This is a genomic window from Cupriavidus sp. D384 (assembly GCF_001652915.1).
Classification (GTDB): Bacteria; Pseudomonadota; Gammaproteobacteria; order Burkholderiales; family Burkholderiaceae; genus Cupriavidus.
The window spans coordinates 88,683-101,619 of the sequence record NZ_BBQI01000099.1 but is presented as its reverse complement, the minus strand read 5'-3'; the positions used below and the strand labels follow the sequence as shown (position 1 = coordinate 101,619).

Annotated in this window: 14 protein-coding genes; all 14 read right to left on the bottom strand. The window is 67.5% G+C overall.

What is annotated here, in order from left to right; genetic code table 11:
- Positions 1 to 11: 11 nt before the first annotated feature.
- The gene (locus A9J21_RS25100; RefSeq protein WP_066740382.1) at positions 12 to 1,067 is read right to left on the bottom strand and encodes an AbrB family transcriptional regulator; all 1,056 of its coding nucleotides are present in this window, start codon (positions 1,065 to 1,067) and stop codon (positions 12 to 14) included.
- Positions 1,068 to 1,183: 116 nt separating this feature from the next.
- The gene (locus A9J21_RS25095; RefSeq protein ID WP_066740380.1) at positions 1,184 to 2,161 is read right to left on the bottom strand and encodes a tripartite tricarboxylate transporter substrate binding protein; all 978 of its coding nucleotides are present in this window, start codon (positions 2,159 to 2,161) and stop codon (positions 1,184 to 1,186) included.
- A 175-nt stretch (positions 2,162 to 2,336) separates the two neighbouring features.
- On the bottom strand, positions 2,337 to 3,821 hold the full coding sequence (locus A9J21_RS25090; RefSeq protein WP_066740377.1) for an NAD(P)/FAD-dependent oxidoreductase: 1,485 nt from the start codon (positions 3,819 to 3,821) through the stop codon (positions 2,337 to 2,339).
- Positions 3,818 to 4,126, bottom strand: coding sequence for a (2Fe-2S)-binding protein (locus tag A9J21_RS32075; protein WP_066740374.1), 309 nt, complete (start codon positions 4,124 to 4,126; stop codon positions 3,818 to 3,820). The genes A9J21_RS25090 and A9J21_RS32075 overlap by 4 nt, the downstream gene beginning before the upstream one ends.
- Positions 4,110 to 5,249: an FAD-binding oxidoreductase gene (locus A9J21_RS25080; RefSeq protein ID WP_066740373.1), complete on the bottom strand. Its 1,140-nt coding sequence runs from the start codon at positions 5,247 to 5,249 to the stop codon at positions 4,110 to 4,112. The genes A9J21_RS32075 and A9J21_RS25080 overlap by 17 nt, the downstream gene beginning before the upstream one ends.
- 166 nt (positions 5,250 to 5,415) lie before the next feature.
- Complete coding sequence (locus tag A9J21_RS25075) at positions 5,416 to 6,339, bottom strand: LysR substrate-binding domain-containing protein (RefSeq protein ID WP_066740371.1); 924 nt, start codon at positions 6,337 to 6,339, stop codon at positions 5,416 to 5,418.
- A gap of 87 nt (positions 6,340 to 6,426) precedes the next feature.
- A complete protein-coding gene (gene bluB / locus A9J21_RS25070) occupies positions 6,427 to 7,101 on the bottom strand; it encodes a 5,6-dimethylbenzimidazole synthase (protein ID WP_066740369.1) in 675 nt (224 codons plus the stop codon).
- A gap of 14 nt (positions 7,102 to 7,115) precedes the next feature.
- Positions 7,116 to 7,691 carry a redoxin domain-containing protein gene (locus A9J21_RS25065; RefSeq protein WP_066740367.1) on the bottom strand — a complete coding sequence of 192 codons (576 nt, stop codon included), beginning with the start codon at positions 7,689 to 7,691 and terminating at the stop codon, positions 7,116 to 7,118.
- A gap of 132 nt (positions 7,692 to 7,823) precedes the next feature.
- Positions 7,824 to 8,558 (bottom strand): ProQ/FinO family protein, encoded by a 735-nt coding sequence (locus A9J21_RS25060; RefSeq protein ID WP_066740365.1) that lies wholly within the window; start codon positions 8,556 to 8,558, stop codon positions 7,824 to 7,826.
- Positions 8,559 to 8,664: 106 nt separating this feature from the next.
- A complete protein-coding gene (locus A9J21_RS25055; RefSeq protein WP_066740364.1) occupies positions 8,665 to 9,168 on the bottom strand; it encodes a hypothetical protein in 504 nt (167 codons plus the stop codon).
- Positions 9,169 to 9,315: 147 nt separating this feature from the next.
- A complete protein-coding gene (locus A9J21_RS25050) occupies positions 9,316 to 10,305 on the bottom strand; it encodes a tripartite tricarboxylate transporter substrate binding protein (RefSeq protein ID WP_066740363.1) in 990 nt (329 codons plus the stop codon).
- Between the two features lie 89 nt (positions 10,306 to 10,394).
- Positions 10,395 to 11,153, bottom strand: a complete 759-nt coding sequence (locus tag A9J21_RS25045; protein ID WP_066740361.1) for an SDR family oxidoreductase — start codon at positions 11,151 to 11,153, stop codon at positions 10,395 to 10,397.
- Positions 11,154 to 11,220: 67 nt separating this feature from the next.
- The gene (locus A9J21_RS25040; protein ID WP_066740360.1) at positions 11,221 to 11,898 is read right to left on the bottom strand and encodes a fumarylacetoacetate hydrolase family protein; all 678 of its coding nucleotides are present in this window, start codon (positions 11,896 to 11,898) and stop codon (positions 11,221 to 11,223) included.
- Positions 11,899 to 11,937: 39 nt separating this feature from the next.
- Positions 11,938 to 12,891, bottom strand: a complete 954-nt coding sequence (locus tag A9J21_RS25035) for a 2-hydroxyacid dehydrogenase (protein WP_066740358.1) — start codon at positions 12,889 to 12,891, stop codon at positions 11,938 to 11,940.
- Positions 12,892 to 12,937 lie beyond the last annotated feature (46 nt).

Here is a 12,937-nt window from a genome sequence, read left to right as displayed (position 1 = left end):
CGATCGGCGCGCTAGCCGGGCAACCGGCTGATCCGTTTTGCCAGCCACGGCCCGATCAGCACGACCGAAAACAGCCGCAGCGTCTGGGTGGCCACCACGAAATTCATGTCCGCGTTGGTGCCCAGCGCAATGGCGACGATCGATTCCACGCCACCCGGCGACGTTGCCAGATAGGCGGTCAGGAAGCTGACCTTGCGGCTGGCCGAGATCAGCCAGGCAGAGGCCGCACACATCGCGATCATCGCCACGATGGCGGCCAGCATGATCGGCAACGATGCCACCAGCGGCCCCAGCAGGTCGCGCCGGAACTGCAGGCCGATGGTCCAGCCCAGCACCGCGAAGCCGCAGGCCAGCAGCGGCGTGGGCACCGCCACCGGGACCGGCACCACCGTCACCCACACGGCGCCCAGCGCCAGCGGCACCAGGAATGCACCGGCCAGGATGCGGAAGCGTACGCCGATCCAGCAGCCCAGCGCGGCGATGCCAATGGCAACCGGCGTGCCGACTGGCGAGAAGTGCTTCAAGGCCTGGCCGACCGCCGCCGATGCCGGGGCAGTTGCCATCTGGGCATCCACGATGGCATGGGCCACCAGCGGCCCGGTAACGACGACCAGCACGACGCGCAGGTACTGCATCAGCGAAACCAGGATGCCGTCGCCGCCGTTCTCGGTTGCCAGCGCGCCCATGATCGATGCCGCGCCGGGCAGGCTGCCCCAGGCGCCCGTTGTGCCAGGCAATGACGAAAAACGCATCAGCAGCCAGCCCACCGCCACGGCGCTGCCGATGGTCAGGGCCACGCCGAGCACCACCAGCCCGTCCGACGCGGCTTCGAGCAATTCGGCAAGATGCAGCGTGCTGGCGATGGCCGTTCCGGTCATGGCTTGCGCGAATGCCGTCAGCGGGGGGCGGATGCGCAGTTTTACGTCCAGGAAGCCGGCCACCATGGCGCACGCCATCGCGGCCACCAGCACGCTGGCCGTCGATATCACGGGTTGCAGCAGATAGCTCAGCCCGAGCGTACCGACGATGAGGGCGGACCAGTGCAGAGCGCGGCTTGAGTGTGCCATTTCCTGTGTCAGTGTTGCGCCAAAGGTGACTCAGCCGCGGATTTTATCCTCAGTGTCTGCGATGCTCCGGCAAATGGGAGAGGGGCAGGAGGCGGACCAGCGGGATCGGGGCGCGGTCAGTCCAGCTTGATGCCAACGCTCTTCACCACCTTGTCCCACTTCTGGGTGTCGCGGTTCACCAGTTGCGTGAACTCGACCGGGCCCAGCGCGCTGGGCTCCATGCCCTGCTTGGCAATCGATTCGCGGATCGAAGGCTGGGCCACCACGGCGGCGATTTCCTGGGCCAGGCGGTTGACCGTCGGCATCGGCGTGCCGCCGGTCGTGAAAACGCCATACCAGGACACCACTTCATAGCCCGGCACGCCCGATTCGGCGATGGTCGGCACGTTCGGCATCGTTTCCACGCGCCGGGTGCTGGTCACGGCCAGGATGCGGACCTTGCCCGAATCGGCGCCGGCCTTGGCCGACGGCAGGCTTGCAAACGTCATCTGGGCCTGTCCGGCCATCACATCCTGCATGGCCGGTGCGTCGCCGCGATACGGAATATGCGTGATCGATACGCCGGCCATGCTCTTGAACAGTTCGGCCGACAGGTGCGAGATCGTGCCATTGCCGGGCGACGTCACGTTGAGCTTGCCCGGATGGGCCTTGGCATAGGCCAGCAGCTCCTGCACGTTCCTGACCGGCAGGTCGTTGTTCACCACCAGTGCGTTGGCCGACTTTGCCACCAGCGACACCGGCTGCACGCCCTTGACCGGATCGTAGGGCAGCTTGCTGTAGATCGACGGCGCGATGGCCTGGCCGCCAACGGAACCCAGCAGCAGCACTGAGCCATCGGGCTTCGAGCGCGCCATCTCGGCCGTTGCCAGCGTGCTGCCGCCGCCAGGCTTGTTTTCCACCACGATCGTCGTCTTGGTGTTCAGCTGGAATTGCGTGGCAACCGTGCGGGCAATGACGTCGTTGCCGCCGCCCGGGGCAAAGCCGACCAGCATGCGGAGCGGGCCCGGGGGCAGTTCCTGGGCCAGGGCAGGGGTGGCGGCCGAGGTGGCCGCCAGGGCGAGCGCGAGAGCGGGGACGATCTTGGAAAACACCATGGTTGATTCTCGAATAGATGGATTGATAAGTGCTCTCAGGATGAACTCGCTGTGCTGGTCCAACTGGCGAGGCGCGGTGTATCCCGGCTCCCGCTCATTTTGTGTGTTCGTGTTCTGGACTGCTGCGTGGCCGGCCTGCACTGCAATCCGGCCACGCGCTCGGCCATGTCGTGGCTTACTTCTTGAATCGCACCACCGCTTCGCGCGATGCCTGGGTCTGCGGCAGCGTGGCAATTTCGCCAAGCGTTACGGGCTTGGTGGGGAATCGCAGACGGTAATAGCCCACGTCGCGGGGATGGCGTTGCTGCTCGTCGGCGATCAGTTCGGTCACGGTCAGCCCGCAGAAGCGGCCCTGGCAGGGGCCCATGCCGCAGCGCAGGAACGCCTTGAGCTGGTTCGGACCCTGGCACCCGATGCGCGCGGCATGGCGCACCTGTTCGGCGGTGGCCTCCTCGCAGCGGCAGACGATGGTGTCGCCCACAGGGCGGCGGAACTGCGGCAGCGGGCGGTAAAGCACCTCGAAAAACTCGCGGCCGCGCGTGGCACGGGCCAGTTCGGCGCGTGGCTGGGACGCGGTGCGGTCGCGCGTGGCGGTGCTGATGCGGCCCAGGGCGGCGGCGGCATGCGCGGCGGCAATCCGGCCCCGATGCTCGGCTGCCACGGCGCCCGCGATGCCGGCCCCGTCGCCGGCAATGCTGATGTTTGGCACCGACGTGGCCCCCCAGTCATCGACCTGCGGTTCCCAGCAGTCCTGGCGTTCGTTCCAGACATGCTCGGCGCCCACGGCGCGCGACAGGTTGGTGTTGGGCACCACGCCCTGATGCAGCAGCAACTGGTCGATGGCAATGGTGCGGCGCTGGCCGGCTGCCTCGTAGTGCAGTTCTGCAACCTCGCCACTGGCTCCTGCCACGGCCTCCAGCGCGGTTACGCCGCTGATGATGGGGACGGCCCTGCGCACCGCGCGCAGCAGCTTCAGGCCCTTGCCCACATAGGGCGAACGCAGGAAGCCCCATGCATGCGGCAGCGCCTGGCGCCATTGGCCGCTGGCCGTGGTTTCCAGGATGGCCTCCAGCTTCACGCCGGCATTCAGGTATTGCCAGGCCAGCAGGTACAGCAGCGGGCCGCCGCCAGCCAGCACGGTACGGCCCTCGGGCACCACGCCCGAAGTCTTCAGCAGGATCTGCGCGGCACCGGCCGTGATCACGCCCGGCAGGGTCCAGCCGGGGATCGGGAAGGGCCGTTCCTGGGCACCGGTTGCCAGGATGATATGGCGGCAGTGCAGCAGTGCGGCCTGCGGGTCCTGACCGGCGCGGGCCACCGAGTAGGCCACCTCGTAGCCGGCGGACTGGCCGTTATCGGCGACACCGGGCTGGGCTTCGCGCGCATTGATCGACCAGACGGTGGCGGCCGGAAGATGGCGTGCGCCGCTGCGGGCGAACGGTTCGAGCAGGCTCAGGCCATGCCAGTAGTCCTGGCCCAGGATGGCGCGGTTCTGTACCGGCGTATTGCCGATGGCGCGGTAGATCTGGCCGCCCGGCGCGGGCTGCTCGTCGATCAGCACCGTCGACAGGCCCAGTTGGGCTGCCTGGGTGGCGGCGGCCAGCCCGGCCGGGCCTGCGCCGATCACCAGCAGGTCGCACGTCGTGATATCGGCCGTCATGCTGCCACCTCGCGCGCGCCAAGCTGGCGCTCCACTTTCATGCCGTCCTGCACGCGGGTCATGCAGGCCTGCTGGTTGGGGCGGCCGTCGATGCTGACCAGGCAGTCGTAGCAGACGCCCATCATGCAGTACGGCCCCCGAGCGGCGCCCGATACGGCGGTGTCGCGGCATGCAAGCACGCCTGCGGCAAACAGCGCCGCGGCGACGCTGTCGCCCTCGCGGCATTCCAGGGCGGTGCCATCCACGGTGACCCGCACGCTGCGCGCCGTCCCTTGCAGGACAGCCGCATCAATTCTTCTGAACATGGAATCTCCGGGTCGAAAAGGTGTCCAGTTCGGGCGGCAGTGCGCCCGCGGCAATCATCGGGGCCAGGTGCATCGCGTGCGTGGCGGCCAGCGTCACGCCGCTATGGCAGGTCACGATGAATGCGCCCGGATGGGTGGCCGATTGCTCGTAGACCGGAAAACCGTCCTTGGCGCGCACGCGCAGGGCAGACCACGCGCGCACGGCGCGCACGTCGCGCAGCGCGGGCAGCGTACGCACGGCGCGGTCGGCCAGCGTCGCCAGCACGGGCAGCGTGGTCACCTGGTCGGCATACCCGGCGTCTTCCTGCGAATCGCCAACGAGCCAGCTGCCTTCGTCGTTCTGGCGCAGCGTGACCATGGGCGTGTCCAGCAGCCGGCGCGTGCGCTCGAGCACCAGGATCTGGCCGCGCTGCGGCGCCATCGGCATGTCGATGCCCACCATCGCGCCCAAATCGCCATTGCGCAGGCCGCCGGCCAGCACGATCTTGCGCGCCCGCACCTGGCCATTGCCCGTGGTCAGCAAGAACTCGCCGCCGGGTTGCTGCACGATATTGGTCACGCCGTGGTGCGGCAGGTATTCGACGCCGCTGGTGCTGAACGCGGTATGGAATGCGCGCAGCAGCTTGAGCGGATTGACGATGCCGTCGTGCGGAGTCCAGATCGCGCCCGTTACGTCCGGGCCCAGGCCGGGCACCAGCGAGGCGGCCTGGTGGTGATCGAGCAGCTTCCACTCATAGGGTTCCACGCCGGGTTGGGACATCAGCGTATTGACCCAGGCCAGGCGCGCTTCCACCTCGTAGTCGCCCATCAGCGGCGTCAGGCCGCCTTGCTGCTCCAGCGCCACGTCGATGCCGGTTTCCTTGAGCAGGTCGGCCGCCAGTTGCGGCCACAGGCGCGTGGAGTTCAGCGTCCAGCGGCTGTAGGCGCCCATGCCGTAGCCCTTGCTCTGCAGCCAGACCAGGCCGAAATTGCCACGCGAGGCGCGCAGCGCGATATCGCCTTCGTCCAGCACGGCGATGGAGGCGACGCCATTGCGCAGGCCATAGGCCACGGCAGAGCCGACCAGGCCGCCGCCGACCACGGCAACGTCGAACACGGGGAATCGGGAGCTGGAGGCCACCATCAGCGGGGCCTCCCGTGGGGGATGTGCGGGCCTTGGGCCCTGCTGGAAATCATGTCGGGTACTCGCAAGAATCGTGACAACATCGGCCCGTCTGGCGCGATCTGGCCGATGTGTCTGTCCGGTCGAGTATTGCGGAGCCAGCACCCCGCGCGCAAATACGAGTCTGTCAGGCGTCCATACCAAAACCTGATAGGGCGGCTGGTAGCGATGCGGTTTCGGTAGCGATAACCTCGATCATCCGTTCGGTAAATCGATCCACCAGCACATTGGCGGGCCGGTTGCGGGCCAGCAGCAGGTAGCTGACAAACGGAATTTGCGGCCGGAATGGCCGGATCACCACTTCGGCGGCATGCATGCGGGCGACCAGCGGATTGACGATGCCAACCCCCAGGCCCAGGCCGACCATCTTGCAGATGGTGGCGCCGTAGGGGGTTTCGAAATGCATCACGCGCCGGTCGTCGCCGGCAAAGGCGGCATCCACGGCCGCGCGCAGGCCGTCGCCATGGCTCATCGAAATAAAGGATTCGCCGGCCAGGTCGGCGGGCGTGATGGCGTCAAGCCCGGCAAGCCGGTGCCCGGGCGGCAGCACGCAACAACCTGCGAGTTCGGCCACGGGCTGGGCCTCGGTCACGGCGGCGGGCGGCAGGAAAGAAACCAGCCCCAGGTCGCAATAACGGCTGCCGACCTGGTCCGCCACCAGCTGGGTGCTGCCCGTTTCCATGGCGACATTGACGTCGGGGTACTCGGCATGGAACCGCTGCAGCACCAGCGGCAGCACGGTCATCGCCAGCGACGGCACCGTGGCAATGCGCAGCCGCCCCTTGCCGAACTGGCGGATATTGCGCGCGGCGTCCTTGAGCGCGTCAAGGCCCACGAAAGCGCGTTCCACCTCGCGCACGAAGGCCAGCCCTTCCTCGGTGGGATGCAGGCGGCCAGCGGTGCGCGTGAACAGCGTCAGGCCGGTGGAGTATTCGAGTTGCGCGATGAGCCGGCTGACGTTCGGCTGTGACGTATAGAGCTCGGTGGCTGCCGCGGTCATCGAGCCGGAACGCATCACGGCCTGGAACGCGTGGATTTCCTTGAACTTCATGCCAGGGGCCTCTGGGGGATAGCTGCGCAGATGGTATAGCAAATCCGTATGCCCGACCCCTGGAATCCGATCTTGCGGTATGGGTCGCTAGCCGGCAGGCGGCTCGGGTGGCGCCGAAGGCTCCCAGAGAATGTCCTGCAATGGGGCGCGCTTGCGCCAGCCTTCCTGTTCGAGCATGGGCGCCTCGTAGAACGCGGGCACCGGCCCAAGGCATAGCAGTCCGAACGGCTTTGCACCGGTTGGCAGGCCCAGTTCGCTGGCCAGGGCCGCGGGATCGAACATCGATACCCAGCCCAGCCCGAGATTCTCCGCGCGCGCGGCCAGCCACAGGTTTTGTACCGCACACGCGGCCGAAGCCCAGGCCATTTCGGCCGGCATGCTGCGGCGTCCGAAGACCGTGCCGTCGTCGGGCGCCAGGATGACTGCCAGCAATTCGGCGCAGTCGCGAATGCCCTCCACCTTGAGCCGCAGGAATTCCGCGCCGCGTTCGCCCAGTTCATGGGCCGTGGCCTGTCGCTCCGCTTCCACCAGCGGCGCCAGGCGCGCGCGCCAGTCAGGGGTGCTCAGGCGCATGAACCGCCACGGCTGCATCAGGCCAACCGAGGGCGCCTGATGGGCGGCGTGCAGCAGGCGTTCCAGCTGGTCATCGGGCAGGCGGGGCCCCGGCGTGAAGTGCCGGCAATCGCGCCGCAGCGCCAGGATGCGGTAGAGCGCGGCGCGCTCGGTATCGTCAACATGAGGGCCGGGCCCGGTGTCTGCCATAAGGTTTCGCAGGGTTATTTCGTATCGGCCGGACAGGCGCCCGACGCGCAATCGTTGGTCAATATGTCGGCTGCTATGCCCGGGGATAGCGCGGCAGCGGCCCCATTTTCCGCACGGGCTTCCAGGATCAGCTCGCCGATCACGGCACCCAGCGTCAGATCGCTGACCGAGCCGAAGTACTGTCGGCGCAGCCGGCCGCGAGCGTCGATCACGATCAGCGTCGGCGTGCCGCGCATGGCATAGGCATGCATCGTCAGCGGAACGCCACCGTGTCCATCGGGCGTGTCCACGCCCACCGGAAACGGAATCCGGTACTCGTGCAGGAACGCGCGCAGCGCCGTGGGCGTCATGGCGTCGTGGTGCTCGAATACGGTATGCAGGCCGATGACGGCCACTTCGGACGACGGAAAGGTCTGGTGCACCCGCAGCGCCTGGGGCAGGCCGTGCGAGACGCAGCCCGGGCACAGCATCTGGAAGGCTTCCAGCACGATGACCTTGCCGCGCAAGGACTCGATCGACAGGGGGCGGTCAGTGTTGAACCACTGCTGGACGGCCCAGGCGGGTGCGGGCTGTGGACGAATTTCGCTCATGGTGGGGGATCTCCGGCTGCATGACTGCGGCAGTATGCGGCGGCGAAAACTCCATGGGACGGCGATTCGTCCAGAAAAACAGCCCGTTCGTACGCGGATGCGTGCGACGGGCTGCTGGTGTGCCTGTGCGCCTTATTCGGGCTGGGCAGGCGTGTCGGGTGCGGCGGGCGTGGCGGCTGGCGTCTCGGTGGGTGTCCCGGCGGGTGTCCCGGCAATCGCAGGCGTGTCGGCCGGTGCGGCCTCCTGCTGGGGAGCCGCTTGCGCCCCGGCTTGAGGTGCCGCCGGTTGGGCCGCTTGCTGTGCCCCTTGCCCGGCCGGCTTTTGCTGCGCGGACTTCTGCTTCGGACGGGCGGAGCGCAGTTGACGGCCACGGGCCGCATCGGCCTCGGTCACCTCACCGGCAGGCTGCCCGGCCAGGTCCAGTCGCGCAGCGCCCTGGGTCAGGCAGGCCCAGTAGCGGGCACCGCGACACCAGGTGCGGATCGCCTCGCGCAATTCGGCTTCGGACAGGCCCAGCTCGGTGGCGTGCGTCAGCAAATCGTCGAAGACGCCGATCTTGAGCGGTACCTTGGGCGCCGGGTTCTTGGGGAACGCCAGCGGGAATTTCTTTTGCAGCTTGCCGATATTGCGCACCACCGGATCGACAGGCGCGGTCTGCTGCCGGGCGGCCGGAGCATCCGGCCTGGCCGGTTTGCCCGATTTTGCCGGCCTGGCCTGTTTAGCCGGATTAGCCGGTTTGGCCGGCTTTGCGGACGGCGCTCCCGGCTTGGCGGCAGGCGCAGGGCGGCGCGGGGCTTTCTCGCGCGCCTCTTTCTTTGCCTGCTCGGCCAGTTTTGCCCTCAGTCCTGCCAGTTGTTCGAAACCCATTGCTCTAGCTCAGTCAAACGACGCGGGATTATAGCGTGGATACCGGCAAGGCCGGATGTGCGTCGGAAATTGCCGCCCCGGCGTCACCAGGGGGCGTGGAATTCTGTCAGCGGATCTTGCCGAATCCGTCGGCGGCCCAGCGCGACGCGCTGTCGCGGTTCAGTCGGAAATCGGGCCGCACATGGGTGCTTGCAAGCAGGTCACCGAACGGGCTGGTGGCCGTCAGCGTGCCAAAGGGCTCGAATTCGTCCGGCGTGATGGCCAGCCTGACGCTGATCACCTGATCGTCGACTTCAATCGTAATCTGCTTGTTAAGTTGCGCGTGCAACTGCTGCTCGTGGCGGCGGATCACCTCGGAGGCGGTCTTCACCAGGGTCTGGTGCGCGGTGGCATCGAGCGGCTTGGGATCGACCTTGTTTCTGCCCATGGTCCACGGGCCGACCAGCGCGGGTTCGACACTGCCCTCGCGAATCATCTCGACGGCCCAGCCGTCGCCATCCTCGTTCTTGATGACCCGTGCAGTCCAGCCCTTGTCCCGCCAGAGCCGCGGCTCGTGAATCGGGTCGAAATCGCTTTCGGAAGCGGTGGTGTCGGTGTGGGACTGAGGCATAACGCGGAAAAACGGTGCACGGGGACGGCCACCGCCACCGCTGCAATCGCGCCCGGGAGCGGGTGGGGCCGAAAGGCTGGCATTCTAGCCGAGTCGCCAGCCAGCCCCATGCCACCCGGGCACGTCCTGTTATTGCCCGGCCTGGAATTATTCGGCCTGGATATTGGCCTCCTTGACGACCTTGCCCCACTTGACCAGGTCCGACTTGATCACGGCGGCGTACTCCTGCGGCGTACCGCCCTGGATCTCGATGCCCGCGGTCTCCAGCTTGGCGCGCACTTCCGGCAGCTTCAGCGCGGCGTTGATCTCGGTATTCAGCTTCGCGACGATGTCCTTGGGCGTACCGGCCGGGGCCAGGAAGCCGCCGTTGGTGCTGGCGTCGTAGCCCTTCAGGCCTTGCTCATCGGCGGTCGGCACGTTGGGCAGCGCTTTCGAACGCTTGCGGGTGGATACCGCCAGCGCACGGACATTGCCGGACTTCACCTGTTCCTGGATGGCGCTGATCGTGTCGATGTACAGGGCGGTGCGGCCGGCAATCAGGTCGGGATGTGCCGCGGACGAGCCCTTGTAGGGCACCAGCAGCACCGGCGCGCCGCTGACCATGCGGAACATCTCGGCAGCCATCTCCTGGGCACTGCCGCGGCCAGAGGTGGCTACCTTGGCCTCGGCCGGGTTGGCCTTCATCCACGTTACGAGTTCGGGCACGGTCTTGACCGGCAGCTTGGGATAGGCCGCGAACACCAGCGGGATCTCATGCGTGTACACGATCGGCTCGAAGCTCTTTTCCGGGTCCCAACCCAGGTTCTTGAACAGGAACTTGTTGATGTTATGGCTGCCGCCGACGATGCCGATCGTATAGCCGTCGGGCTTGGCGTTTGCCAGCACGGCCGTGCCGAGATTGTTCGAGGCGCCCGGGCGATTCTCGACGATAAACGGCTGGCCGAGCTTGACCGACAGCTTTTCGCCAACCACGCGTGCAATCAGGTCGATGCCGCCGCCGGCCGGCGCGGGGACGATGATCGTGACCGGGCGGGTCGGGTAATTCTGTGCCGAGGCGACGCCTGGCGCCGCCAGCAGCGTGGCGCAGCCAGCCAGGGTGCCGACAAGAGCGGTGAACTTCCGTGAGGTGAATTGCATGAGGGGTCTCCTTTGGGATGCTGGTTAACTTGAGTCAACTCTGGGTGGCACCGCCGGGGATGCGAGGCCCCGGGGCGCTCGATCGGTTGTCAGCCGCGGCCGACGAACGGCATGGCGCTGGCCATGACCGTCATGTTCAGCACGTTGGCGTCGAGCGGCAGCGATGCCATATGACGCACGGCATTGGCGACGTGGCGGGCGTCCATCATCGGCTCCGGGGCCGTCGTGCCATTGGCCTGCAACACGCCCCGCGTCATGCGTTCGGACAGTTCGGTCAGCGCGTTGCCGATGTCGATCTGGCCTGCGGCGATGTTGAACGCGCGGCCATCGAGCGCCAGCGCCTTGGTCAGTCCGCTGACGGCATGCTTGCTGGCCGTGTAGGGCGCGGTGAATGGGCGCGGGGTTTGCGACGACACCGAGCCGTTGTTGATGATCCGGCCGCCCTGTGGCGACTGCCGGCGCATCAGGCCGAATGCGGCCCGGGCGCACAGGAATACGCCGGTCACGTTGGTGTTGATCGCGTTGAACCACTTCTCCAATGGCAGTTCGTCCATTGGCACGGCAGGCGCGTTGACGCCGGCGTTGTTGAACAGCATGTCGAGCCGGCCGAATTCCTGTTCGATGGTGTCGAACAGGGCCTGCACGCTGGCCGGATCGGTGACGTCGGTCGGCACGGCCAGGGCGGACTGGCCGCGCGCCGCGGCTTCTGCCGCCAGCGTTTGCAGCGGGTCGGCACGGCGACCGGCCAGCACGACGGTCCAACCATCGTCCAGAAGGGCCAATGCGGTCAGCCGGCCGACGCCGCTGCCGGCACCCGTGACAAGCGCGATTTTTTTGGAAGTGCTCATTGCGGTCTCCAGGATGTCTGTTCGGTGTTTTGTTCGTGGCGGACGGGCGGGTAGCCGTCGCCGGGCATCAGGTAACGGTCAGCGAGATGGCGCCGATGCCGGCCACGCTGGAGTCGACGACATCGCCGCGCTGCAGCGGGCCAACGCCAGCGGGCGTGCCGGTAAAGACCAGGTCGCCGGCCCGCAGTGTCACCGAGCGCGACAGCATGGCGATCAGGTCGGCCACGGGCCAGATCAGGTCGGCAAGCGTGGCGCGCTGGCGCACGGTGCCGTTGACTGCCAGCCGGATCTCGCCATCGCGCGGATGATCGATCGTGGCCGCCGGAACGATCGGGCTGCACGGCGCCGAATGATCGAAGGCCTTGGCCGGCTCCCAGGGGCCACCGGCGCGCTTGGCCTGCTGCTGCAGGTCGCGGCGCGTCATATCGAGGCCCACGGCGTAGCCCCAGATATGCGCGTGCGCCTGCGCGGGGGCGATATCGCGCCCGTCGCGGCCGATGGCGACCACCAGTTCCACTTCGTGGCAGAAATCCTCGGTGCCGGGAGGGTAGGGCAGCGTGCCGCTGGCCGGTGCCACGGCGGTGGCCGGCTTCATGAACCATGCGGGCATGTCGGCCGGTGCCGGTTCGTTCGCGCTCCAGCGGTAGTTGCGTCCGATGCAGAAGACCCTGCCAACCGGAAAATGCGCATTGCTGTGAGCCACGGGTAGCGCGCATGGCGCCGGTGCGGGCAGGACGAATTCCATCTCGACGTTCCAGTTCCAGTTCGGGGTTCGTTGGCCGTATCAGGTGGTCAGGCTCATGGCGGGGCGCTTGCCGGCCACGCCGTCGGCCACGCTGTCGAGCACCATGCGGATCATCGCGGCACGCGTTTCCCATGTGGCGCTGGCGCGATGCGCCTGCAGCGTGGTGCGGTCGGACTGGCGCAGCGCCAGCGGCACGCGCGGTTCGTCCACGAAGACATCCAGGCCCGCGCCGGCGATGCGGCCTGCCTCGATGGCCTGCGTCAGGTCGTCTTCGTTGACCAGGCGCCCGCGTGCCACGTTGACGAGGAAACCGCGCGGGCCCAGGGCATCGAGCACGGCGGCATTGACGATGCCTTCGGCCTTGTCGGCGGCGGCACACAGCACCAGCGCGTCGCTGTTGCGTGCCAGATCGACCAGGTCGGGCACGAATTCATGCGGCAGGTCGTCCATGGCGCGCAGGTCCGTATAGCGGATCGGGCAGCCAAACGCCGCAGCGCGCGTGGCGACCGCGCGGCCCACGCGGCCCATGCCGACAATGCCCACGCGCATGCCGCTGAAACGGCGCGCCAGCGGGATGGCCGACGGCTGCGGAAAGCGTTCCCACTGGCCATCGCGGACAAAGCGGTCGCCGGCGGCGATATTGCGGCAGGCGGCAATCAGCAGCCCGATCGCCAGGTCGGCCACGTCTTCGGTCAGCGCCCCGATCGTGGCGGTGACGGGCAACTTGCGCTCGCGGCAGTAGGCCAGGTCGACCGCGTCGGTGCCCACGCCGTTCACGGCCACCACCTTCAGGGCCGGCAGGCGGTCGAGCATGGCGCGCGAAATGCCGGTGTGGCCGCCCGTGATGACGGCCTGGATCGACGCGCCGTGCTGCGCAAACCAGGCGTCCTGGTCCTCGATCTCGAACAGCTTGTGTACTTGGTACAACGAAGCCAGTTCGTCATTGGCGGCGGGAATCAGGATGGGATTCAGTTGCAGGATCTGGGGCTTCATGGGCTGTCGTTGTCGGCTGGAAGGTGGAACCCATGGTAGTTAAATG